The organism is Cupriavidus basilensis, assembly GCF_000876015.1.
GTDB lineage: Bacteria > Pseudomonadota > Gammaproteobacteria > Burkholderiales > Burkholderiaceae > Cupriavidus > Cupriavidus basilensis_B.
The window spans coordinates 72,861-94,233 of record NZ_BBQM01000001.1 but is presented as its reverse complement, the minus strand read 5'-3'; the positions used below and the strand labels follow the sequence as shown (position 1 = coordinate 94,233).

Below are 21,373 nucleotides of genomic sequence, written 5' to 3'. Positions count from 1 at the left end.
GCCGGGAAAGGAAATGAAGGGGAAAAAGCGGCGCGCTCACTCGTCGCGCGCGTCGCGCTGGAGCAGGCGCGCCACCGCGTCGGCCACCGGCAGGCCATCGAACAGCACCGCGCACACCGCGCGCGTGATCGGCATCTCCACGCCGTGCGCGGCGGCCAGCGCCGCCACCGCCTGCGCGCAGCGCACGCCTTCGGCGACGTGGCCGAGGTCGGTGAGGATCTGCTCGAGCGTCATGCCCTGCGCCAGTTGCTGGCCGACCTTGCGGTTGCGCGAGAGGTCGCCGGTGGCGGTCAGGATCAGGTCGCCCACGCCGGCCAGGCCCATGAAGGTCTCGACGCGCCCGCCCAGCGCCATGCCCAGCCGCGTCATCTCGGCCAGGCCGCGCGTGACCAGCGCGGCGCGCGCGTTCAGGCCCAGGCCGAGCCCGTCGCTGGCGCCGGTGGCGATCGCCAGCACGTTCTTGACCGCGCCGCCCACCTCGGCGCCGACCAGGTCGTCGCTGCCGTAGATGCGCATGGCATGGTGATGGAAACCCTGCTGCGCGAGGTCGGCCAGCAGCGGCGAGGTGCCGGCCACGGTCAGCGCGCACGGCAGGCCGAGCGCCACCTCGCGGGCGAAGCTGGGGCCGGTCAGCACGCCGAACATGGCGTCGCCGAGCCGGCCCGCGGCGTCGAGCTCCTCGCGCACCATCTGGTGCGGCAAGGCATTGGTGACGGCCTCGAAGCCCTTGCACAGCCACAGCATGCGCAGGCCGGCGCGGCGCGCGGCCAGCCGGCGCGTCATCTCGCGCAGGCCGGAGACCGGCGTGGCGACGATCAGCAGGCCGTCGGGATCGGCATCCACGTGCGCGGCGGCGCGCTCGAAGTCGGCCTGCACCGCGAGCCGCGCCGACAGCGCCACGCCGGGCAGGTAGGTGGCGTTTTCATGGCTGGCGCCGATCGCCGCCAGCCCGGCGGCCTCCCGGCCCCACAGCACCACGTCGTGGACCGCGGCCGCATGGCTGGCCAGCGCGGTGCCCCAGGCCCCGGCTCCGAAGACAGTGATTTTCATGACGCTTTGCCTCGCTCGAACGGCCTGCCGGCCGCGTGGCCCGCCGGGCGGGCCGGAAAACACAAAACGGGGCACGTGGCCCCGTCTTTACCGCATGCCGCGCCAGGATCCGAGGATCAGTGGCGGGCCTGGCTGCCGTCGGGCATCACGATGCCGCTGTTGCCGCCCTGGGCCGCTTCGGCTTCCTGCATGGCCGCCTGCAGGCGTTGCTCGTAGAGCGCCTGGAAGTTGATTTCCGACAGGTGGATGGCCTGGAAGCCGGCGCGCGTGATCACGTCGGCGATGTTGCCGCGCAGGTACGGGTAGAGGATGGTCGGGCAGGCGATGCCCAGCAGCGGGTCGAGCTGCTCCACCGGCACGTTGCGGATGTCGAAGATGCCGGCCTGGTGCGCTTCGACCAGGAAGGCGACCTTGTCCTGCACCTTGGTGGTCACGGTGCCGGTCACGACCACTTCGAAGATGCCTTCCTGCAGTTGGGTGGCACCCACGTTCACCTGGACTTCCACGGCCGGCGCTTCGGTCTCGAGGAAGATGGCGGGCGAGTTCGGCTGTTCGAGCGACATGTCCTTCAGGTACACGCGCTGGATGTTGAAGAACGGCTGGTCTTCCTGCTGATTGTTTTGCTGGTCGCTCATGAAAGGCTTCCGGGAATGGGCATTGGACGCCAGATACCGCGGCCACGAGCCCCGCGGGCGGCTAAGGCCCAGGCTGGCGACCCGGGTCGGCACCCGGTTGGAAAACGCATATGGTACATGACGCGGGTGGCGAATTCACCCGCATCGCGGCTAGGAATTTGCCTCAGGCCGCCAGCAGCGGCACCAGGCCGCCCTTGCGGTCGAGCGCCGAGAGGTCGTCGAAACCGCCCACGTGGGTCTCGTCGATGTAGATCTGCGGCACCGTGCGGCGGCCGGTGCGGGTCATCATTTCTTCACGCTTGCCGGGTTCGCGGTCGATCAGGATCTTCTCGATCGACTCCACGCCCTTGGCCTTCAGAAGGCGCTCGGCCATCTGGCAATACGGGCAAACTACCGTGCTGTACATCACAACGCGGGCCATGCGGTTCTCCTTGAGACTAGAAACTGGCGCGGCTCGGGGCGGCCGGCGGGACAGCCGGCCCGGCACCCTGCCGCGCCCGGCGCGCGTCTTACTTGACCACCGGCAAGCCGGCTTGCTGCCATGCGGCCAGGCCGCCTTCGAGCGAATAGACCTCACTGTAACCGGCTTCCTTCAGCGCTGCTTGGCCCTTGCCCGAGCGCTGGCCGGTCTGGCACACCACGATGATGGGTACGGACTTGTCCTTTGCAAGGCCGGCGGCGCGGCTGGCCAGGTCGGCGAGCGGCGCGCTCTTGGCCTGCGGCAGGTGGCCCTTGGCGTATTCGGCGGCCTCGCGGATGTCCACCACCACCGCGTTGCGCCTGTTGATCAGCTGCGTCGCGCCAGCCGGGTTGACCGACTTGCCGCCCAGGGAGCCGCGCGAGATGACGGGCCAGGCCAGCAGGCCGCCCGACACCACGGCGATGGCGATCAGGGCAAGGTTGTTGTAGTCGGCGAAGAAATTCACGTTGGCATTCCGGTGGGTTGAGTCGGCGGCATTATAAAATAGACGGTTTCGCGCCCGCGAGCCGGCATTGTCTCCTACTTGACACATGAACGGAGCGAGTGACATGGCGCGCACCGGTTTCTCACGCTTTGGAAGCAGCATGTACAAACTCGTTCTCATTCGTCACGGCGAATCCACCTGGAATCTCGAAAACCGCTTCACCGGCTGGGTCGACGTCGACCTGACCGACACCGGCGTGGCGCAGGCCAAGCAGGCCGGCAAGCTGCTGCGCGAGGGCGGCTTCGCCTTCGACGTAGCCTATACCTCCGTGCTCAAGCGGGCCATCCGCACGCTGTGGCACGTGCAGGACGAGATGGACCAGATGTGGATCCCGGTGCGCAACGAGTGGCGCCTGAACGAGCGCCACTACGGCGCGCTGTCCGGCCTCAACAAGGCCGAGACCGCCGCCAAGTTCGGCGACCAGCAGGTGCTGGTCTGGCGCCGCAGCTACGACACCCCGCCGCCCGCGCTGGCGCAGGACGATCCGCGTGCCTCATACGACGACCCGCGCTACGCCGGCGTGCCGCGCGAGCAGATCCCGCTCACGGAATGCCTGAAGGACACGGTGGCCCGCGTGCTGCCGCTATGGAACGAATTCATTGCACCTGACATCAAATCCGGGAAGCGCGTGGTGATTGCCGCTCATGGCAACAGCATCCGCGCGCTGGTGAAGTACCTGGACCAGGTTTCGGATGACGACATCGTTGGCATCAACATTCCCAATGGCACCCCGCTCGTGTACGAGCTCGACGCCGAACTGCGTCCGCTGCGCCATTACTACCTGGGCGACCAGGAAGCGATCGCCGCATCGCTGGCCGCCGTGGCCAGCCAGGGCAAGGCACGCTGAGGCCAGGGCCGGGCGCGCGCCGCCGCGCGCTGCCCGGCCTTGGCTCGCAGCGGGTCAGGCCTTTTTTTCCACTCCCTCTTATACTGTCGGACACAACCGGCCGGTGTGACGCACCAGGCCGGGTCCGACACCGCATTTTCCTCACACGTTCAGGCAGCCCTCATGCGTAAGACGCTCAAGAACATCAGTCTTGTTACTGCCGGACTCGTCGCCGGCGTGCTGGCTACCATGCAACTCTCGGCCACGGCGCAGAATTCGTCCGGGCCGCTGCCGCTGGAGCAGTTGCGCCTGATGGCGGACATCTTCGGCCAGATCAAGCGCGAGTACGTGGAGCCGGTCGACGACAAGAAGCTGCTGACCGAAGCCATCAAGGGCATGGTCGCCAGCCTCGACCCGCATTCGGCCTACCTGGACGAAAAGGACTTCAAGGAACTGCAGGAAGGCACGCGCGGGCGCTTCGCCGGCCTGGGCATCGAGATCTCGCAGGAAGAAGGCCTGGTTAAGGTCATCAACCCGATCGAGGACACCCCCGCCTTCCGCGCCGGCATCCAGCCGGGCGACCTGATCACCCGCATCGACGACAAGCCCGTGCGCGGCCTGCCGCTGGAGCAGGCGGTCAAGCGCATGCGCGGCGAGCCGGGCACCAAGGTCACGCTGACCATCTACCGCAAGAGCGACGAGCGCACCTTCCCGGTCTCGATCACGCGCGCCGAGATCCGCGTGCAGTCGGTCAAGGCCAAGCTGATCGACAACGACCGCCTGGCCTGGGTGCGCCTGACCAGCTTCCAGGAACGCACCGTGGCCGACCTGGGCAAGAAGCTCGACGAGCTGGCCAAGAAGAACCCCAACCTCAAGGGCGTGATCCTCGACCTGCGCAACAACGGCGGCGGCGTGCTGCAAGGCGCCGTGGGCGTGGCCGCGGCCTTCCTGCCCGACGACGCGACCGTGGTCTCGACCAACGGCCAGGTGCCGGACGCCAAGCGCGTCTACAAGGCGACCTTCAACAACTACCGCCTGTCGTCGCTCGAGGACGATCCGCTCAAGGACCTGCCGGCGCTGTACAAGAAGATCCCGATGGTGGTGCTGACCAACGCCTACTCGGCCTCGGCTTCCGAGATCGTGGCCGGCGCGCTGCAGGACCACAAGCGCGCGCTGATCATGGGCAAGACCACCTTCGGCAAAGGCTCGGTGCAGACCGTGCGCCCGCTGACCAACGACACCGGCATCAAGCTGACCATCGCGTACTACTACACGCCGACCGGCAAGTCGATCCAGGCCAAGGGCATCCGCCCGGACATCCCGGTCGACCAGAACCCCGAGGGCGATCCCGACGACGCGCTGATCACGCGCGAGATCGACACCGAGCGCCACCTGCACAACAAGCAGGAATCGGAAGAGCCGGAGATGAACGAGCGCGAGCAGCGCCGCGTCGAGGAACTGCGCCGGCTCGAGGAAGAAAACGCCAAGAAGACGCCGGAGCAGCGCGACCAGGAACGCAAGAAGAAGCCCATCGAGTTCGGCTCGGCGGAAGACTTCATGCTGCAGCAGGCCGTCGCCCAGCTCGAAGGCCAGCCGGTCAAGCGCTCCAAGTCCAGGCTCGAAGCCGTGGCGACCTCCGACAAGCCGGCCACCAGGCCCGCGCCCAAGAGCACCGCGCCGGCCAAGCCCGCCACCAAGGACAAGGCGCCGGCGAGCGCGCCGATCGGGACCCCGCTGGGCACCCCGACCGGCAAGACTCCCTGATATCCCGACCGGAAAAAGCGGCCCTGCGGGGCCGCTTTTTCGTTGCCAGGCATGAAGGACGCAAGGACGCATGAACGACGACCAACTGCTGCGCTACTCGCGGCACATCCTGCTCGACGAGCTCGGCATCGAAGGACAAGGCCGGCTGCTGGCCGGCCACGCGCTGGTGATCGGCGCCGGCGGGCTGGGCGCGGCCGCGCTGCCCTACCTCGCCTCGGCCGGGGTCGGCACCATCACGGTGGTGGACGACGACGTGGTCGACCTCACCAACCTGCAGCGCCAGGTGATCCACACCACCGCCAACGTCGGCCGGCCCAAGGTGGAGTCGGCGCGCGAAGGCATGCTGCGCATCAATCCGGACATCGACGTGCGGCTGATTGCCGCACGCGCGGGCGAGCCGGAGCTCGCGCGGCTGGTCGCCGGGGCCGACGTGGTGCTCGACTGCAGCGACAACTTCGCCACGCGCCAGGCCGTCAACCGCGCCTGCGTGCGGCACCGCGTGCCGCTGGTGTCCGGCGCCGCGCTGCGCTTCGACGGGCAGGTCAGCGTGTTCGACCAGCGCCAGCCCGGCGCGCCGTGCTACGCCTGCCTGTTCCCGCCGTCGCAGCCCGCGCAGGAGGCCGCCTGCGCCAGCATGGGCGTGTTCGCGCCGCTGGTGGGCATGGTCGGCACCGTGCAGGCCGCCGAGGCGCTCAAGCTGCTGGCGGGCATCGGCACCAGCCTGGCCGGGCGCCTGCTGATGGTCGATGCGCTCGGCATGGAGTGGACCACCATGCGGCTCGCCCGCGCGCCGGACTGCGAGGTCTGCGGCAGGCACGACGGCGGGCACGGCGCCTAGCAATCCGGCTGGCGGCCAGGGACGATTTGCGGAGGCCAGGGCCTCGCCTCAACCGCTGTCCCGCGCGCGCAGGACGGCCCGCCCCGGATGGGCGCGAATGCGCTCGATCCGGCTCGCATGAGCTCGAATGGGAATCTGAATCCGAATGAGAGGAATTCCCGCCAGGACGCGGCGGATGGCGGCAGCACCGGACGGCGCCGCGCGGATGCGGCCACTGCGTTCTCGCGAACTTGCGGCCGACTGCCAGGCTTACAGCTCGCCCGGCTCCATCTGCGATTGCAGATAGTTCGGCAGGCCAACCTTGTCGATCAGGTCGATCTGCGTTTCCAGGTATTCGATGTGCTCTTCGGTGTCGGTCAGGATGTCGACCAGGATCTCGCGGCTGACGTAGTCGCCCACCGATTCGCAGTAGGCGATGCCTTCCTTGACCGTGGCGTGCGCGCCCTGCTCGAGCTTCAGGTCGCACTTGAGCATTTCCGGGGTGTCTTCGCCGAGCAGCAGCTTGTTCAGGTCCTGCAGGTTGGGCAGGCCGTCGAGCATGAGGATGCGTTCGATCAGGCGGTCGGCGTGCTTCATCTCGCCGATGGATTCCTTGTATTCCACCTCGCCGAGCTTCTTCAGGCCCCAGTGACGGTACATGCGGGCGTGCAGGAAATACTGGTTGATCGCGGTCAGCTCGTTCTTGAGCTGCGCGTTCAGGTGTTGGATGACCTTCTTGTCACCTTTCATTTGGAGGCTCCTGTAGCATCGGAACCCCGCAAAAACGCGAAGCGGCGCAAGATGCGCCGCATGCAGTCTGGAAATGGGAAAACGCCCCGCAACCTGGAAGTTGCGGGCGAGTTCAGGCAACCAGCTCGGTTTGCTGGTCGTTCGCGACTGCCGGGTCCCGAGTGTCCATTATGGCACGCGGACCTGAGGACGAACAGGACGAAATGTCCACCATCTGGATGGTGGCGACCGTGACGCTGCGCACCGCGGCCACGCCTTCGCACAGCACCTGCTGTGCGCAATCGCGGCAGCGCCCGCAGCAGGTGCCCACGCCCAGCGTTTCCGCCAGTTCGTCGAGCGTTTCCACGCCGAGATGCACGGCGCCATGGATTTCTCGGTCGGTAACCTGGTTGCAGATGCAAACGTACACAAATCCCTCCTTGGGGCAGGGGTGACACCGGCATGTCACCCGCGATGTACGTCAGAATATCAGAGATCGAAAATGATAACAATTCCCATTAAGCCACAAAGGGTACATGCCCGGAAAGCGCCACTCGGGCGGCGTTGCCGGCATGCGGGAGGCGTCACAGCGCTATCTTGAAGTGCCGGATACCGCGCCCGCGGGCGTGGTATCCGGCAGAAAAACCCCAAGGTGGACAGGGTTGTCAGAGCTGCTTGAGCGCGCAGGCCAGTTCGTCCGGCTCGTAGGCCTCGAGCACCTGCCCCACCAGGCGCTCGAGGCGCTGGCAGTCGGCGTGGAGGACTTCCTGCTTGACCCGCAGCAGTTGCGAGGGATGCATCGAGAACTCGCGCAGGCCCATGCCCAGCAGCAGGCGCGTCATGGCCGGGTCGCCCGCCATCTCGCCGCACACCGCCACCGGCACGCCGGCGTGGTTGGCCTCGCGGATGGTGCGCGCGATCAGTTGCAGCACGGCCGGGTGCAGCGGGTCGTACAGGTGCGCCACGGCGTTGTCGGCGCGGTCGATGGCCAGCGTGTACTGGATCAGGTCGTTGGTGCCGATCGAGAGGAAATCCATGCGCCGCAGGAACAGCGGCAGCATCAGCACCGCGGCCGGGATCTCGATCATGGCGCCGACCTTGAGGTTGGGGTCGAAGGCCTGGCCGCGCGCCGCCAGCTGGCGCTTGGCTTGGGCGATCAGCTCCAGGGTCTGGTCGATCTCGCGCGCGTGCGCCAGCATCGGGATCAGCAGCCGCACCGGCCCGAACGCCGAGGCGCGCAGCAGCGCGCGCAACTGGGTCAGGAACATGGTCGGCTCGGACAGCGACCAGCGGATCGCGCGCAGGCCCAGCGCCGGGTTGAGCGCGGTCTCGAAGTCGTCGCCGCGATCGCCGCGCCCGTCCCTGCCGTCGCGCCCGTCGAGCGGCTTGTCGGCGCCGATGTCGATGGTGCGGATCGTGACCGGCAGCCCGTGCATGGCATCCACGGCGCCGCGGTAGGCCTGGAACTGTTCCTCCTCGTCGGGCAGCTCGCCGCGCCGGTTCATGAACAGGAACTCGGAGCGGAACAGGCCCACGCCGACCGCGCCCGCGGCCAGCGCCGCGCTGGCATCCTCGGCCATCTCGATGTTGGCCAGCAGGTCGATCTCCAGCCCGTCCAGCGTCACCGCCGGCGTATGGCGCAGGCGCTGCAGGCGCTTCTTCTCCAGCGCGCGCTCGCTCTGGCGGTGGCGGTATTCCTCGAGGATGATCGCCGACGGGTCCACGATCACCAGCCCGGCGTCGCCGTCGATGATGACCCAGTCGTCCTGGCGGATCAGTTCGCTGGCGCTCTGCACGCCCACCGCGGCGGGGATGTCCAGGCTGCGCGCCACGATGGCGGTATGCGAGGTGCGCCCGCCCAGGTCGGTCACGAAGCCGTGGAACACGGTATGGCGGAACTGCAGCATGTCGGCCGGCGCGATGTCGTGCGCGACCACGATCACGCCCGGCGCGGGCTCGCCGTCCGGCGCCAGCGAGGACGGCGGCGCCGGGGCCGGCGCCAGCATGGCCGCGCCGGCCAGCACCTTGAGAATGCGCTCGACCACCTGGCGGATGTCCGCCTTGCGCTCGCGCAGGTACTCGTCCTCGATTTCGTCGAACTGCCGCATCAGCTCTTCGAGCCGCGTGGTCAGCGCCCATTCGGCGTTGTAGCGGCGGTTGCGGATCAGCGCCTCGGGCTCGCGCGCGAGCGCCTCGTCGTCGAGGATCATCGCGTGCACGTCGAGAAAGGCGCCCATCTCCTCGGGCGCCTCGCGCGGCAGGTCCCGCTTGAGCGCGGCGAGCTCGGCGCGCACCACGGCGCGCGCCGAGCGCAGGCGCTCGACCTCGTCGTCGAGCCGGTCTTCGTCGACCAGGTAATGGGAAACATCGAGCGCGGCAGGCGCCAGCAGATGCGCGCGGCCGATGGCGACGCCGCGCGAGACCGGGATGCCGTGCAGGGCAAATGGCATGTACCGCTCCGTCAGGAACGTTTAAAGAAATCTGGCCAGGGCCAGCAGCCTCAGGAGCCGTTGCGGAACGCGGCGAGGCGGCCCCGGCCGGGCGCGCCGTGGCGGACGCTGCCGCCGCCTGGTCCCGCTCGGGCCTTTACTCTCCCTCGCCGAAGCGGTTGGCGATCAGCGCCAGCAGCGCGTCCATCGCCTCCTGCTCGTCGGGCCCGTCGGTCTCGATGGTCACGGTCGAGCCGATGCCCGCGGCCAGCATCATCACGCCCATGATGCTCTTGGCGTCGACCTGCCGGCCATTGCGCGACATCTTGACCTGACTCACGAAACTGCCCGCCAGCTGCGTCAGCTTGGCGGAAGCGCGGGCATGCAGCCCGAGCTTATTGATGATGTTGGTGTCCCTCTGCAGCATATTTGTCGGGATGATTTGCGATCTGGTTCTGGACGGTGGTGGAGCCTACCTGCAGCACCCCTTGCGAGCCGCCGGCCAGCGCCTTGAGGGCGAGCTGGTCGAGCTTCTCGGTACGGTAGCAAATGGCGCGCACCAGCATGGGAAGGTTGACGCCGGCGAGCACCCTGACGCGGCCCGGCTCGGCCAGGCGCGCGGCGATGTTGGCCGGCGTGGCGCCGAAGATGTCGGTCAGCACCAGCGCGCCGTTGTCCTCGCAGATTTCCGCCAGGCGGCGCCGCGCTTCGGCCAGCACGGCGGCCGGCTCGGCGTCGGGCATGACGTCGATCGCTTCGAGCCGCTGCGGCTGGCCGCAGTAGACGTGGGCGGCGCACTCGCGCAATGCCGAAGCCAGCGGGGCGTGCGCGATGATCAGGATGCCTGCCATGGTGGTGAATCCGTTGGATTGACGCGATTGTAGCAGGCACTCCAGCCCGCGAATCGGCCAGGACGCCCCGCCTCCGGCGGGGCGCTCAGGCCGCGCGGGCCTGCACCGCCTGCTCCAGCGCGTCGATGAACATGGCGGCCACCCGGAAGCCGGTCTGCTGCGTGATTTCCTGGAAGCAGGTCGGGCTCGTCACATTGACTTCGGTGAGGTAGTCGCCGATCGCGTCCAGCCCCACCAGCAGCAGGCCGCGCTGCCACAGCCCCGGCGCCAGCGCCTCGGCGATCTCGCGGTCGCGCCGCGACAGCTCCTGCGCGCGCCCGGTGCCGCCCGCGGCCAGGTTGCCGCGCACCTCGCCGTCCTTGGGAATGCGCGCCAGCGCATACGGCACCGGCTTGCCGCCGATCAGCAGGATGCGCTTGTCGCCATCCTTGATCTCGGGGATGTAGCGCTGCGCCATCAGCGTGCGCGCGCCGTTCTCGCCCAGCGTCTCGATGATGGAGCCGAGGTTCAGGCCGTCCGCGCCGACGCGGAAGATGCCCATGCCGCCCATGCCGTCGAGCGGCTTGAGGATGACGTCGCGGTGCTCGGCGTGGAACGCGCGGATGCGCTCGGCATCGCGCGTGACCAGGGTCGGCGTGATGAACTGGGGATACTTGGCGATCGCCAGCTTCTCGGAGAAGTCGCGCACCGCCTGCGGCTTGTTGAACACGTTGGCGCCATGCGACTCGGCCAACTCCAGCAGCCAGGTGCTGGTCACGTATTCCATGTCGAACGGCGGGTCCTTGCGCATCAGCACCGCGTCGAAGCCGGTCAGCGGCTGCAGCGACGGCTCGCCGGCGCGGTACCAGTCATGGGCGTCGCCGGTCAGCTGCAGCGGGCTCGTGACCGCCTCGACCTGGTGCGCCGACAGCGACAACTGCGACTGCAGGCAGACGAACAGCGCGTGGCCGCGCGCGGCCGCCTCCACCATCATGGCGTAGGTGGAGTCCTTGTAGGTCTTGAAGGTGTCCAGCGGGTCGGTAATAAACAGAATGCGCATGATGGCTCGTCCCGGGTGACAGGATCGCCGCGCGCGTCGCGCGGCACGTCGGGCGCCGCCGGGGGCGGCGCCGCCTTACAGAATCGGATTGGGGTCGGTCTTCTCGAGTTCCAGCGAGGCCGCCAGCAGGGCCAGCCGCGCCACCACGCCATACATGTAGAAACGGTTCGGCACCGCCGCGCCCGGCTTGGCATGGCTGTCCGGGATGCCATTGGGCGCGAACGCCAGCGGCACAAAATGCATGCCCGGCGCGTTCAGGTTCTCGTCGTTGCCGCGGCCGGTGTGCACGCGGTAGAAGCCGCCGACCACGTAGCGGTCGATCATGTACACCACCGGCTCGGCCACCGCCTCGTTGACCTTCTCGAAGGTGTGCACGCCTTCCTGGATGATGACGTCGTTGACCTCGAGGCCTTCCTTGACGACGCTCATCTTGTTGCGTTCCTTGCGGTTCAGCCCCTTGACCTCGGACGGGTCGCGCACGGTCATGATGCCCATGCCGTAGGTGCCCGCGTCGGCCTTGACCACCACGTAGGGCGTTTCCTTGATGCCGTACTCGCGGTACTTCTTGGCGATCTTCTTGAGCACCGCCTCGACCGAGTCGGCCAGCGCTTCCTCGCCCACGCGCTCGTGGAAATCGATGCCCGAGCACTTGGCGAAGTACGGGTTGACCATCCACGGGTCGATGTCGATCAGCTTGGCGAACTTCTTGGCCACCTCGTCATAGGCGGCGAAGTGGCTGGTCTTGCGCCGCGTCGACCAGCCCGCGTGCAGCGGCGGCAGCAGGTACTGCTCGTTGATATTCTCCAGGATCGGCGGGATGCCGGCCGAGAGATCGTTGTTGAGCAGGATCGAACAGGGATCGAAGTCCTTCAGGCCCAGCCGGCGCCCGCGCACGCCCAGGCGCGCCAGCGGCTCGACCACCAGCGTCTGGCCGTCGGGCAGCTCGATCGGGGTGGGCTCGGTGATGTCCTCGGACAGCGAGCCCAGGCGCACGTTGAGCCCGGCCTGGCGCATGATCAGCGACAGGCGCGCCACGTTCTGCAGGTAGAACATGTTGCGCGTGTGGCGCTCGGGGATCAGCAGCAGGTTCTTGGCGTCCGGGCAGATCTTCTCGATCGCGGCCATCGCGGCCTGCACCGCCAGCGGCAGCATCTCCGGCGCGAGGTTGTTGAAGCCGCCCGGGAACAGGTTGGTATCGACCGGGGCCAGCTTGAAACCGGCGTTGCGCAGGTCCACCGAACAGTAGAACGGAGGCGTATGTTCCTGCCATTCCAGCCTGAACCAGCGCTCGATGGACGGCGTCGCGTCCAGGATCTTTTTTTCCAGTTCGAGCAGCGGACCGTTCAGCGCGGTGATGAGATGCGGGACCATATACATCCTATTGATCGTCTTTATCGTTCGCCCAGATTGTAGAGGAACGGCCAATTGGCTGCTGGCGCCGCCTGAATAAGCATATGCGAGCACCGGCAAGAGGATGAAGAATATGGGGGTGGCGGGCCGGATTAAAAGGGGGACGCAAAGGGGACCGCGCGCCAGCCGCCAGCCTCCCGGGCCGAGGGCCGCGCCGGGGCGCCGGGACAAAAAAAAGCGCGACGTTCGTCGCGCTTTCAAATGGCCTGACAGATACGGGGAGCGTTCTGCAGGTGGAGGAAACTGCCTCACTCGCACTGTATGTGCGCCGCCCCCCTAAAACAATTGAAGCTTTTTAAGATCGGATTTAAGCACTTGGCGAAAAGTCCATGCCGGCAGTGTGCGTAAGGCACCGCCGGGCGCCAGCGGCGCACGATGCCGGCAGGTTCGGCGCCAAAGCCGCCACGATGCCGGCACCAGAATGAAAAAAGCCCGGCACAAGGCCGGGCGAAACTCCTGAGAGAAGATTCCCAATCAGCTCTCCAGCACAACACCTTTACGATCAGGCCTCATACGCGGTCTCGCCGTGCGAGGTAATGTCCAGACCCTCGCGCTCTTCTTCTTCCGGCACCCGCAGGCCGATCAGCATATCCACCAGCTTGTAGGCCACGAAGGCCACCACGCCGGACCACACGATGGTGGTCAGCACACCTTCGAACTGGATCCACACCTGGCCGGCGATCGAATAGTCGTCGGCGACCTTGTTGGCCACGTAGTCGTAGACACCCGTGCCGCCCAGGCTCGGCGCGGCGAACACGCCGGTCAGCAGCGCACCCAGGATGCCGCCCACGCCGTGCACGCCGAACACGTCCAGCGAGTCGTCCATGCCCAGCAGCTTCTTCAGTCCGGTCACGCCCCACAGGCACAGCAGGCCCGCGGCGATGCCGATCACGATCGAGCCCATCGGGCCGACGAAGCCGGCCGCCGGGGTGATCGCCACCAGGCCGGCCACGGCGCCCGAGGCACCGCCCAGCATCGACGGCTTGCCCTTGCTGATCCACTCGCCGAAGGTCCAGGCCAGCACCGCGGCGCAGGTGGCCAGCAGCGTGTTGACGAAGGCCAGCGCGGCGCCGCCGTTGGCTTCCAGGCCCGAGCCGGCGTTGAAGCCGAACCAGCCGAACCACAGCAGCGAAGCACCCACCATCGTGAAGGTCAGGCTGTGCGGACGCAGTGCCTCGCGGCCGAAGCCGATGCGCTTGCCGAACATGAAGGCACCCACCAGGCCGGCCACGGCCGCGTTGATGTGCACCACCGTGCCGCCGGCGTAGTCGAGCGCGCCCTTCTGGAACAGCCAGCCGCCCTTGGCCGTGGCCGCCGCGCCTGCTGCCGCGTCGGTGTAGGCGTCAGGACCCGGCCAGAACCAGACCATGTGGGCCATCGGGATGTAGGCGAAGGTGAACCACAGCACCACGAACACCAGCACCGCCGAGAACTTGGCGCGCTCGGCGAAGGCGCCGATGATCAGGCCGCAGGTGATCGCCGCGAAAGCGCACTGGAAGGCGAAGAAGGCCAGTTCCGGCACCACCACGCCCTTGCTGAAGGTCGCGGTCACGGCGTCGGCAACCAGACCCTTCATGAAGAGCCGGTCGGTGCCGCCGAAGAAGGCGTTGCCCTCGGTGAAGGCGAAGCTGTAGCCGTAGATGGCCCACAGCAGCGACACCAGCGAGAAGATCACCAGGCACTGCATCAGCACCGACAGCATGTTCTTCGAACGGACCAGGCCGCCGTAGAACAGGGCCAGGCCGGGCAGCGTCATCAGGATGACGAAGGCGGTCGCGACCAGCAGCCAGGCGGTGTCGCCCTTGTTGGGCACGGGTGCCGGGGCAGCCTCGGGCGCGGCGGCCGGTGCGGCGGCGGCCGGTGCGGCAGGCGCGGCCGCTGCGGGCGCGGGCGCGGGTGCCGCGGCAGCGGCGGCCGGGGCCGACGCTTCGGCGGCAGGCTTGTCCTGCGCCACGGCTTGCGTGGCCAGGCCGAGGCCGGCCGTGCCCAGGGCCAGCGCCACGGCGCCGGTTGTCAGGATGCGCTTGAACCAGGATTTCATGTGATTAACCTCTTGTCGTTGGGCTGTGCGTCACAGCGCATCGCCGCCGGTCTCGCCGGTGCGGATGCGGATGACCTGCTCGATCGGGGCGACGAAGATCTTGCCGTCGCCAATCTTGCCGGTGCGCGCCGATTTTTCGATCGCCTCGATGGCCCGGTCCACCACGTCGTCCGGGACCGCCACTTCGATCTTCACCTTGGGCAGGAAGTCGACGATGTACTCCGCGCCCCGGTACAGCTCGGTATGGCCCTTCTGGCGACCGAAGCCCTTGACCTCGGTCACGGTGATGCCGGACACGCCGACGTCGGAGAGCGCTTCGCGCACCTCGTCGAGCTTGAACGGCTTGATGACAGCGATGATGAGTTTCATCCGATTTCTCCTCTGGGCAGCGCGGCCGAGTATGCACCGGCCGCCCGCCCTACCTCACGCTTGTTTAGAAAGTCTTGGTGATCGAAGCCCAGGCCGTGGCACGGCCGACATAGCGGCCGGAGGTATTGGTATAGACCGAGCGGTGCGCGTTGGTGTCGATATACGCGATCGCCAGCGCGAAACCCTTGCCCAGGTCCTTGGTCAGGCCCAGCTTCCAGTCCGTGTACGAGGCGCTGTCCACGTGCTTCACGTTCTGGTAGCCGATGTGCGCGTTCGCCGTCAGGTCCCAGAAGTTCAGCGGCACGTTCGCGCTCAGGTCCACGTAGTAGCTGTAGCGGCTGTCGGCATAACCGAACAGGTTGGTCATCGACTGCGAATACTTCAGGAACACCGGGCCGTAGCCGGCGCCAACATAGAGCTCCGTCGTGTTCGGGCGCGTGTAGCCGTTCGGGTAGTCGCCCGGGTAGTAGTACTGCAGCACGCCGGCGTCATAGTTCCACTCCAGTCCGGCGATGGTCACGGTATTCTTGAAGCCGGCGTAGAAATCCATCTCGATCGGCGCCGACACGTCCGGGTTGCTGTCGTCGAGCCAGCTGATGCTCGAGTTCCAGTTGCCGATGTAGAAGCCGCTCGAATGCGCGTAGTCGAACCCGCCCTGGATGGCCGGGCGGCGGTTGGTCTGCATCAGGCCGCGATAGCGATATTCGCTGGCCAGCGTCACGTTGGCCGAGAAGGTATGCGGCGAGGCTTCTTCAGCGGCGGGAGCGGCGGCGGGGGCGGCCGCCGCGTCCGGGGTGCTCTGGGCGTAAGCTGCGGGAACAAGACCGCAAAGCACGACTGCACTGGCGCTGACTGCAAAGGCCAACTTCTTCATGGATTTCTTCTCCTTTTTTTGGCTCGGTACTCGTGTGTTTGAATAAATGTAAAACGAGGCTCCTGGTTTCATTACTGCAACTGCCGTGCCAGCCTCACGGACCCCGCCGGCCACGGTTTTTGTGCAGATTGAATCCCTCCCCAATCCCCCCGCCACGGACCGCCGCGAGGGCATCCACACGTCAAAAGGTGTTACCAGGCCGCGCTGGCGCTTTCCCGGCGGCGCGCGAAGCGCGATAATCGGCCCATGCCGGCGGCATGTGCCGAGTGCGCACCGCGTTTGCCCGCGCCCCCGGGAGGCTGCACCGCGATGCAGCAGAGCGGAGCCGCCCACCCATCATTCGCACCAACGCGGTGCAAAAGGAGAATCACCATGAAACCGACCGACCTGTTCAACGACTTCCAGGCCAAGGTCAGCGAGGCGCTGCGCAACTCGCCCGCCAAGGACATCGAGAAAAACGTGCGCAGCATGATGGCGCAGGGCTTTTCCAAGCTCGACCTGGTCACGCGCGAGGAATTCGACGTGCAGTCGCAGGTGCTGGCCCGCACCCGCGCGCGCCTGGAAGAACTGGAAGCGCGCGTGCTCGAGCTGGAACGCCGCGCCGCCGGCGGCACCGACACCCCGGCTGCCGGCTGACGCGCTTGCCGCGCCGCCGCCGCTGCATGGTCCCGGATAGCGTCCCGAATATGGTCCCGGACCGCGCCGGGACACCGGGAAGCCCGGGCCGCAGCCCGACCCGCCACGATGGCCGCCGCACTCCGGCGGCCATTTTCGTTAACACTTCCGCAACGCCGGCGGCGCCGCGATGAGCCTCGCCCTGCTGCGCAGCCGCGCCCTGACCGGGCTGGAAGCCCCGCTGGTGTCGGTCGAGGTCCATCTCGCCAACGGCCTGCCCGCCTGCAGCATCGTCGGCCTGGCCGAGACCGAGGTCCGCGAAAGCCGCGAGCGCGTGCGCGCGGCCATCCTCAACAGCCGCTTCGAATTCCCGAACCGGCGCATCACCGTCAATCTCGCGCCGGCCGACCTGCCCAAGGAATCGGGGCGCTTCGACCTGCCCATCGCCCTCGGCATCCTCGCCGCCAGCGGGCAGATCCCGCTCGACGGGCTGGACGCCTGCGAGTTCGCCGGCGAGCTGTCGCTGTCCGGCGCGCTGCGCCCGGTGCGCGGCGCGCTGGCCATGACGATGGGCCTCGGGCGCGACAACGCCGCGCGCGCGGCCGCCGGCGCCGGGCCGGCGCGCGCCTTCGTGGTGGCGGCCGAGAACGCCCCCGAGGCCGCCCTGATCGACGGCGTCACCGTCTACGCGGCGCGCTCCCTGCTGGAAGTCTGCGCTCACCTTGGGCCGCTGCCCGACGGCCGCCTGCCGCGCGCCGAACCGCTGGTCGCGCTCGCCGACAATGGCCCGGACTGCCCCGACATGCGCGACGTGCGCGGCCAGGCCCAGGCCCGCCGCGCGATGGAGATCGCCGCCGCGGGCCAGCATTCGGCGCTGCTGGTCGGGCCGCCCGGCACCGGCAAGTCGATGCTCGCGCAGCGCTTCCCGGGCCTGCTGCCGCCGATGACGCTGGAAGAGGCGCTCGAGTCGGCCGCCGTGCAAAGCCTCACCACCGCCGGCTTCCAGCCCGCCCGCTGGCGCGAGCGGCCCTACCGCGCGCCGCACCACACCGCCTCGGCCGCCGCGCTGGTCGGCGGCGGCGGCAATCCCCGGCCCGGCGAGATTTCCCTCGCCCACCACGGCGTGCTGTTCCTGGACGAGCTGCCCGAGTTCGACCGCCGCGTGCTCGAAGTCCTGCGCGAGCCGCTGGAATCCGGCCGCGTCACCATCTCGCGCGCCAACCGCCAGGCCGACTTCCCGGCCCGCTTCCAGTTCGTCGCCGCCATGAACCCGTGCCCGTGCGGCTACCTCGGCCATCCGTCCCGGCCCTGCCGCTGCACGCCCGACCAGGTCCAGCGCTACCAGTCCCGGCTCTCCGGCCCGCTGCTCGACCGCATCGACCTGCAGGTCGAGGTGCGCGCCCAGGACCAGCAGGACATGCTCGACGGCCCGCCCGGCGAAGCCAGCGCCGACGTGCGCGAGCGCATACTGGCCGCGCGCGCCCGCCAGCAGGCGCGCCAGGGCAAACCCAACGCCGCCCTGGCCGGCCGCGAGATCGACGAGCACTGCCCGCTCGCGCCCGAGGCGCAGGCCATGCTGCGCGCCGCCATGACCAAGCTGGCGTGGTCGGCGCGCGCCTATTTCCGGGTATTGAAGATCGCCCGCACGGTGGCGGACCTGGAAGGCGCCGGGCTATTGCAGCCCGGCCATGTGGGCGAGGCCATCCAGTACCGGCGCGCGCTGCGCGGGCCTTGAGATGGTCTTTAGCAAGCCTTGGGAGGGGCTTGGGCGAATGCCCTCAGCCGCGCGGCGGCACGGCCACCGGCGGCTCCGCCGGCGGCGGGTCTTCCTCGGGCGGCAGCGGCAGGTCGGGCGGCACCCCCGGCGGCCCGGGCTCCTCCACCGGCGGCACGGTATGGAACGGACGCCCGGACGGCAGGGCCTGCAAGAGGGAGGGACTGCGCATGGCTGGACTCCGCAACGGAACAATGCACCTATTTAAGCAAACCCGCGACCCCGGGGCCAGCGGCGATGCGGCCGGCGCGGGCGGGCCCGACGGTCAGGCCGGATGGCGCCGCACGAAGAACAGCGCCGTGCCCACCGCCACCAGCACGCTGCCGAACACGCGGTTCTGCCAGCGCATGGCACGCGCGTTGCGGAACAGGCCGCGCATGCGCGAGGCCAGCAGCGCGTAGCCGTGCATCACCACCAGGTCCACGCCGCACATGGTCGCGGCCAGGATGGCGAGCTGCGGCGCCAGCGGATGCGTGGGGTCGATGAACTGCGGCAGCACCGCCACCATGAAGATGATGCCCTTGGGATTGGTCACGTTGGTCAGCAGCCCGGTGGCGAAGCGCCGGCGCGGGCTCAGCGCGGCCACGCGCGGCGCGGCGGCCGCGTCCTCGGCGGCGGCCGGGCTGTCCTCCACGCGCGCGCGCCACTGCTGCACGCCCAGGTAGATCAGGTAGAGCGCGCCGATCGTCTTGACCACGGCGAAGGCGTGCTCGGAAGCCAGCAGCAGCGCGCCCAGGCCGCCGCCCGCCACCAGCAGGATGATCACCAGCCCCGCCTGCAGGCCGAAGATGGTGGTGGTGGTCTTGCGCAGCCCGTAGGACAGGCCGTGGCTCATCGACAGCACCGCGCCCGAACCCGGCGACACGGCAATCACCCAACAGGCCGCGAAATAGGCCAGCCAAACTTCCCAACGCATGACATCACTCCTTGAAAAAACGTTGCGCCAGTCCCGCACTCAGAACGGATGGAAACCCGTCAGGAACTGGTCGACCTGCTCGGCCTGGCGCTGGTCGCGCGCGGCGTCGCCGGCCTCCAGCACCACCGCCTGGTAGACCCGCACGCCCGAGGCCACCAGCCGCGCGGTCAGCCGGCGCGGCGCCTGGTCCTGCGGCGACACCGCCGCCACCTGCACCTCCACGCCCGGCAGCGCCACCGCCGGCGTGGCGGCGGACATCACCGTCACCTGGCGCGTCTTGACCGCGTCGGGCGCGTGCGGCCCGAGGTTGCCGAGCAGCCCGGCCTGCATCGATTCGAGCGCGGCCTGGCGCAAGGCGGCGTCGTTGGCGGGCAGCGTCACCACGCCCACGGCGAACAGGGTCTCGTCGACGCGCGCCGCGTCCATCGTCATCGGCAGCTTGCGCCCGGCGATGGCCACCTCGCGCGCCGCGCCGGTCGGCTTGCCCGGGTAGAGCGCGGCGTAGGCGCCCTCGCTGGACTGGATGGTGCGCCAGTCGTAGCGCGGCGAGCAGCCGACGAGCACGCAGACGGCGGCGGCCGCGCCAAGGGCGGACAGCGTGGACGGCAGGCGGGACAACCAGGCGTGGGGCATCGCGGCGGCGGATAGGGCAACGGTCCTGCGGACGGCTGCTGCGTGATGGTGCGGTCTCGCGCCCGCGGGCCGGCGCGGCGCCACGGGTACGGACGGAAGCCGCTATTATCGGGGAACCCGCGCGCCAACGCGTATTCTTGCATTCCCCACCCCCCCCCCGCCCCCGCCATGCCGAGCCTGCCCCACGCCCCGTCCCCGATGCCGCCGCCATGCGCGCGCGCCCGGCATGCCGTGGCCGCCGTGCTGCTCGGTGCCGCCCTGCTCGCCGGCGGCGCGAGCGCGCTGGCCGCGCCCGCCCACCTGCCGCCCGCCACCGACCTCGCCGCGCAGGGCGCGGCCGCCGCCGGCAAGGGCCAGCCGCTGGTGGTGCTGGTCAGCCTGCCCGGCTGCGTCTACTGCGAGACCGTGCGCCGCAACTATCTCGGCCCGCAGGCCGCCGCCGGCAAGATCGAGGCGCGCGAGCTGGACATGACCGCCGCCACGCCGCTGCGCAATGCCGACGGCACCATGACCACCGCGCGCGACTGGGCGCGCAGCCACAACGTGTCGGTGGCGCCCACGGTGCTGTTCCTCGACGCCCGCGGCCGCTCGCTGGCCGCGCCGCTGCAAGGCCTGCAGCCGGATTTCTACGGCGCCTACCTGGAGCAGGCGCTGGACCAGGCCCGCGCGGCGCTGGCGGCGGCGCCACGCTGACACCGCCCGGCACTGCGGCCAATCGCCGCAGCCCGGCCGCGCCCGGAATTGCCTCCGGCAGCGCTTCGGCCGCGGCAGTAGAATGGGAGCTTATCCCCTGACCCGCCGGCAAGCATCATGACGACTTCGGCTTCCCCCGCCATGCCCACCCCGACCACCCGCGCCGCCCAGCGCAAGCTGTGGCCCGTCATCGGCGCCGTGGTGCTGGTCGCCGTGCTCGGCTTCTTCGGCTACCGCGCGATCGCGCCGGCCAACGCCGCGCCCCCCGCCACCTTCACGCTGCTGTCGGGCCAGAAGATCAGCACCGCCGACCTCAAGGGCAAGGTCTACCTCGTCAACTTCTGGGCCACCAGCTGCACCACCTGCGTCAAGGAGATGCCGGAAATGGTCCGCACCTACGACAAGTTCAAGGGCAAGGGCCTGGAGTTCGTGGCGGTGGCGATGAGCTACGATCCGCCGATGTACGTGATGAACTATGCCCAGACGCGCCAGCTGCCGTTCAAGGTGGCGATGGACTCCGACGGCGCCGCCGCCAAGGCCTTCGGCGAAGTGCAACTGACCCCGACCACCTTCGTGATCGACAAGGACGGCCACATCCTCAAGCGCTACGTGGGCGAGCCCGAGTGGGACGCGCTGCACAAGCTGCTCGACGACGCGCTGGCCAAGGCCGCCTGACCCGCCTTCTTTCTCGTCTTTCCCCGCCTCCGCCAGCCTTTGCAGGCACTTTCCCGCAGCGTTTCCCGCTGACAGGGCCACGCGCGCAACGCTGCGGCTTGCGCGCGCGGCCTGTATAGATATACAGTTACCGGCAGCCGTTTCTCGCCCTCGTCCCGCCCATGCCGGGCAGCGCACATGCGCGCCCCCGCAGCCCAGAGGCTCCTGCCGTGCTACTCGATTCCGCCCCCGCTGCCACCCCTGCCGCCCCTGCCACCCCTATTGCCGC

24 protein-coding genes are annotated in these 21,373 nt (G+C 68.8%); 7 read left to right on the top strand and 17 right to left on the bottom strand.

Translation table 11 applies throughout. From position 1 onward, the window contains the following. Nucleotides 1-36: 36 nt before the first annotated feature. From KF708C_RS00420 to KF708C_RS00405, 4 genes are all read right to left on the bottom strand, one after another. Nucleotides 37-1,050 (bottom strand): NAD(P)H-dependent glycerol-3-phosphate dehydrogenase, encoded by a 1,014-nt coding sequence (locus KF708C_RS00420; RefSeq protein WP_059410393.1) that lies wholly within the window; start codon nt 1,048-1,050, stop codon nt 37-39. Between the two features lie 116 nt (nt 1,051-1,166). Continuing rightward, nucleotides 1,167-1,685 carry a protein-export chaperone SecB gene (secB, locus tag KF708C_RS00415; protein WP_020202622.1) on the bottom strand — a complete coding sequence of 173 codons (519 nt, stop codon included), beginning with the start codon at nt 1,683-1,685 and terminating at the stop codon, nt 1,167-1,169. A gap of 163 nt (nt 1,686-1,848) precedes the next feature. Beyond that, complete coding sequence (grxC, locus tag KF708C_RS00410) at nt 1,849-2,106, bottom strand: glutaredoxin 3 (protein ID WP_020423754.1); 258 nt, start codon at nt 2,104-2,106, stop codon at nt 1,849-1,851. 88 nt (nt 2,107-2,194) lie between these two features. Next, nucleotides 2,195-2,611: a rhodanese-like domain-containing protein gene (locus KF708C_RS00405; RefSeq protein WP_020202620.1), complete on the bottom strand. Its 417-nt coding sequence runs from the start codon at nt 2,609-2,611 to the stop codon at nt 2,195-2,197. A gap of 139 nt (nt 2,612-2,750) precedes the next feature. Here KF708C_RS00405 and gpmA point away from each other — a divergent pair, with 139 nt between their 5' ends. The 3 genes from gpmA (at nt 2,751) to KF708C_RS00390 (ending at nt 6,078) form a co-directional block, all read left to right on the top strand. Further along, nucleotides 2,751-3,497, top strand: a complete 747-nt coding sequence (gene gpmA / locus KF708C_RS00400) for a 2,3-diphosphoglycerate-dependent phosphoglycerate mutase (RefSeq protein ID WP_059410392.1) — start codon at nt 2,751-2,753, stop codon at nt 3,495-3,497. A 162-nt stretch (nt 3,498-3,659) separates the two neighbouring features. Continuing rightward, on the top strand, nt 3,660-5,240 hold the full coding sequence (locus KF708C_RS00395) for a S41 family peptidase (RefSeq protein ID WP_059410391.1): 1,581 nt from the start codon (nt 3,660-3,662) through the stop codon (nt 5,238-5,240). 70 nt (nt 5,241-5,310) lie between these two features. Further along, nucleotides 5,311-6,078: a HesA/MoeB/ThiF family protein gene (locus KF708C_RS00390; protein ID WP_059410390.1), complete on the top strand. Its 768-nt coding sequence runs from the start codon at nt 5,311-5,313 to the stop codon at nt 6,076-6,078. Between the two features lie 249 nt (nt 6,079-6,327). Here KF708C_RS00390 and bfr read toward each other — a convergent pair whose 3' ends face one another. The 10 genes from bfr to KF708C_RS00340 all read right to left on the bottom strand — a co-directional run bounded on the left by bfr (nt 6,328) and on the right by KF708C_RS00340 (nt 15,799). Then, complete coding sequence (gene bfr, locus KF708C_RS00385; protein WP_059410389.1) at nt 6,328-6,807, bottom strand: bacterioferritin; 480 nt, start codon at nt 6,805-6,807, stop codon at nt 6,328-6,330. Between the two features lie 112 nt (nt 6,808-6,919). Beyond that, entirely contained in the window at nt 6,920-7,216 is a 297-nt protein-coding gene (locus tag KF708C_RS00380) for a (2Fe-2S)-binding protein (RefSeq protein WP_020202615.1), read from the bottom strand. Nucleotides 7,217-7,451: 235 nt separating this feature from the next. Next, a complete protein-coding gene (gene ptsP / locus KF708C_RS00375) occupies nt 7,452-9,236 on the bottom strand; it encodes a phosphoenolpyruvate--protein phosphotransferase (RefSeq protein ID WP_020202614.1) in 1,785 nt (594 codons plus the stop codon). A gap of 136 nt (nt 9,237-9,372) precedes the next feature. Next, entirely contained in the window at nt 9,373-9,642 is a 270-nt protein-coding gene (locus KF708C_RS00370; protein WP_020202613.1) for an HPr family phosphocarrier protein, read from the bottom strand. Further along, nucleotides 9,611-10,066 carry a PTS sugar transporter subunit IIA gene (locus tag KF708C_RS00365; protein WP_020202612.1) on the bottom strand — a complete coding sequence of 152 codons (456 nt, stop codon included), beginning with the start codon at nt 10,064-10,066 and terminating at the stop codon, nt 9,611-9,613. The genes KF708C_RS00370 and KF708C_RS00365 overlap by 32 nt, the downstream gene beginning before the upstream one ends. Before the next feature lie 85 nt (nt 10,067-10,151). Next, nucleotides 10,152-11,105 (bottom strand): glutathione synthase, encoded by a 954-nt coding sequence (gene gshB, locus KF708C_RS00360; protein WP_059410388.1) that lies wholly within the window; start codon nt 11,103-11,105, stop codon nt 10,152-10,154. Nucleotides 11,106-11,180: 75 nt separating this feature from the next. Beyond that, nucleotides 11,181-12,476, bottom strand: coding sequence for a glutamate--cysteine ligase (gshA, locus tag KF708C_RS00355; protein ID WP_029043517.1), 1,296 nt, complete (start codon nt 12,474-12,476; stop codon nt 11,181-11,183). 541 nt (nt 12,477-13,017) lie between these two features. Next, on the bottom strand, nt 13,018-14,556 hold the full coding sequence (locus KF708C_RS00350) for an ammonium transporter (RefSeq protein WP_059410387.1): 1,539 nt from the start codon (nt 14,554-14,556) through the stop codon (nt 13,018-13,020). Between the two features lie 30 nt (nt 14,557-14,586). Next, nucleotides 14,587-14,925, bottom strand: coding sequence for a P-II family nitrogen regulator (locus KF708C_RS00345; RefSeq protein ID WP_006159494.1), 339 nt, complete (start codon nt 14,923-14,925; stop codon nt 14,587-14,589). A gap of 64 nt (nt 14,926-14,989) precedes the next feature. Beyond that, nucleotides 14,990-15,799 carry a TorF family putative porin gene (locus KF708C_RS00340; RefSeq protein WP_059410386.1) on the bottom strand — a complete coding sequence of 270 codons (810 nt, stop codon included), beginning with the start codon at nt 15,797-15,799 and terminating at the stop codon, nt 14,990-14,992. A 372-nt stretch (nt 15,800-16,171) separates the two neighbouring features. On the opposite strand from KF708C_RS00340, the gene KF708C_RS00335 reads away from it, so the two are divergent. Then, nucleotides 16,172-16,435, top strand: coding sequence for an accessory factor UbiK family protein (locus KF708C_RS00335; RefSeq protein WP_020206861.1), 264 nt, complete (start codon nt 16,172-16,174; stop codon nt 16,433-16,435). Between the two features lie 169 nt (nt 16,436-16,604). Beyond that, a complete protein-coding gene (locus KF708C_RS00330) occupies nt 16,605-18,149 on the top strand; it encodes a YifB family Mg chelatase-like AAA ATPase (RefSeq protein WP_059410385.1) in 1,545 nt (514 codons plus the stop codon). Between the two features lie 43 nt (nt 18,150-18,192). Here the strand turns inward: KF708C_RS00330 and KF708C_RS36350 are convergent, their stop codons facing one another. From KF708C_RS36350 to KF708C_RS00320, 3 genes are all read right to left on the bottom strand, one after another. Next, the gene (locus tag KF708C_RS36350) at nt 18,193-18,360 is read right to left on the bottom strand and encodes a hypothetical protein (RefSeq protein ID WP_196812966.1); all 168 of its coding nucleotides are present in this window, start codon (nt 18,358-18,360) and stop codon (nt 18,193-18,195) included. A gap of 93 nt (nt 18,361-18,453) precedes the next feature. After that, complete coding sequence (locus KF708C_RS00325) at nt 18,454-19,104, bottom strand: LysE family transporter (protein ID WP_059410384.1); 651 nt, start codon at nt 19,102-19,104, stop codon at nt 18,454-18,456. 39 nt (nt 19,105-19,143) lie between these two features. Beyond that, entirely contained in the window at nt 19,144-19,737 is a 594-nt protein-coding gene (locus KF708C_RS00320) for a hypothetical protein (protein ID WP_059410383.1), read from the bottom strand. 198 nt (nt 19,738-19,935) lie between these two features. Here KF708C_RS00320 and KF708C_RS00315 point away from each other — a divergent pair, with 198 nt between their 5' ends. Both KF708C_RS00315 and KF708C_RS00310 read left to right on the top strand, forming a co-directional pair. Then, nucleotides 19,936-20,430 carry a thioredoxin fold domain-containing protein gene (locus KF708C_RS00315; protein ID WP_059410382.1) on the top strand — a complete coding sequence of 165 codons (495 nt, stop codon included), beginning with the start codon at nt 19,936-19,938 and terminating at the stop codon, nt 20,428-20,430. A 117-nt stretch (nt 20,431-20,547) separates the two neighbouring features. Continuing rightward, on the top strand, nt 20,548-21,105 hold the full coding sequence (locus KF708C_RS00310; RefSeq protein ID WP_059410381.1) for a TlpA disulfide reductase family protein: 558 nt from the start codon (nt 20,548-20,550) through the stop codon (nt 21,103-21,105). The last annotated feature ends 268 nt before the right edge of the window (nt 21,106-21,373 follow it).

Coding starts and splice junctions, on each gene's coding strand:
- KF708C_RS00420 (WP_059410393.1), bottom strand. CDS start 1,050: ATGAAAATCACTGTCTTCGGAGCCGGGGCCTGGGGCACCGCGCTGGCC.
- secB (WP_020202622.1), bottom strand. CDS start 1,685: ATGAGCGACCAGCAAAACAATCAGCAGGAAGACCAGCCGTTCTTCAAC.
- grxC (WP_020423754.1), bottom strand. CDS start 2,106: ATGGCCCGCGTTGTGATGTACAGCACGGTAGTTTGCCCGTATTGCCAG.
- gpmA (WP_059410392.1), top strand. CDS start 2,751: ATGTACAAACTCGTTCTCATTCGTCACGGCGAATCCACCTGGAATCTC.
- KF708C_RS00395 (WP_059410391.1), top strand. CDS start 3,660: ATGCGTAAGACGCTCAAGAACATCAGTCTTGTTACTGCCGGACTCGTC.
- KF708C_RS00390 (WP_059410390.1), top strand. CDS start 5,311: ATGAACGACGACCAACTGCTGCGCTACTCGCGGCACATCCTGCTCGAC.
- bfr (WP_059410389.1), bottom strand. CDS start 6,807: ATGAAAGGTGACAAGAAGGTCATCCAACACCTGAACGCGCAGCTCAAG.
- ptsP (WP_020202614.1), bottom strand. CDS start 9,236: ATGCCATTTGCCCTGCACGGCATCCCGGTCTCGCGCGGCGTCGCCATC.
- KF708C_RS00370 (WP_020202613.1), bottom strand. CDS start 9,642: ATGCTGCAGAGGGACACCAACATCATCAATAAGCTCGGGCTGCATGCC.
- KF708C_RS00365 (WP_020202612.1), bottom strand. CDS start 10,066: ATGGCAGGCATCCTGATCATCGCGCACGCCCCGCTGGCTTCGGCATTG.
- gshB (WP_059410388.1), bottom strand. CDS start 11,105: ATGCGCATTCTGTTTATTACCGACCCGCTGGACACCTTCAAGACCTAC.
- gshA (WP_029043517.1), bottom strand. CDS start 12,476: ATGGTCCCGCATCTCATCACCGCGCTGAACGGTCCGCTGCTCGAACTG.
- KF708C_RS00350 (WP_059410387.1), bottom strand. CDS start 14,556: ATGAAATCCTGGTTCAAGCGCATCCTGACAACCGGCGCCGTGGCGCTG.
- KF708C_RS00345 (WP_006159494.1), bottom strand. CDS start 14,925: ATGAAACTCATCATCGCTGTCATCAAGCCGTTCAAGCTCGACGAGGTG.
- KF708C_RS00340 (WP_059410386.1), bottom strand. CDS start 15,799: ATGAAGAAGTTGGCCTTTGCAGTCAGCGCCAGTGCAGTCGTGCTTTGC.
- KF708C_RS00335 (WP_020206861.1), top strand. CDS start 16,172: ATGAAACCGACCGACCTGTTCAACGACTTCCAGGCCAAGGTCAGCGAG.
- KF708C_RS00330 (WP_059410385.1), top strand. CDS start 16,605: ATGAGCCTCGCCCTGCTGCGCAGCCGCGCCCTGACCGGGCTGGAAGCC.
- KF708C_RS36350 (WP_196812966.1), bottom strand. CDS start 18,360: ATGCGCAGTCCCTCCCTCTTGCAGGCCCTGCCGTCCGGGCGTCCGTTC.
- KF708C_RS00325 (WP_059410384.1), bottom strand. CDS start 19,104: ATGCGTTGGGAAGTTTGGCTGGCCTATTTCGCGGCCTGTTGGGTGATT.
- KF708C_RS00320 (WP_059410383.1), bottom strand. CDS start 19,737: ATGCCCCACGCCTGGTTGTCCCGCCTGCCGTCCACGCTGTCCGCCCTT.
- KF708C_RS00315 (WP_059410382.1), top strand. CDS start 19,936: ATGCCGCCGCCATGCGCGCGCGCCCGGCATGCCGTGGCCGCCGTGCTG.
- KF708C_RS00310 (WP_059410381.1), top strand. CDS start 20,548: ATGACGACTTCGGCTTCCCCCGCCATGCCCACCCCGACCACCCGCGCC.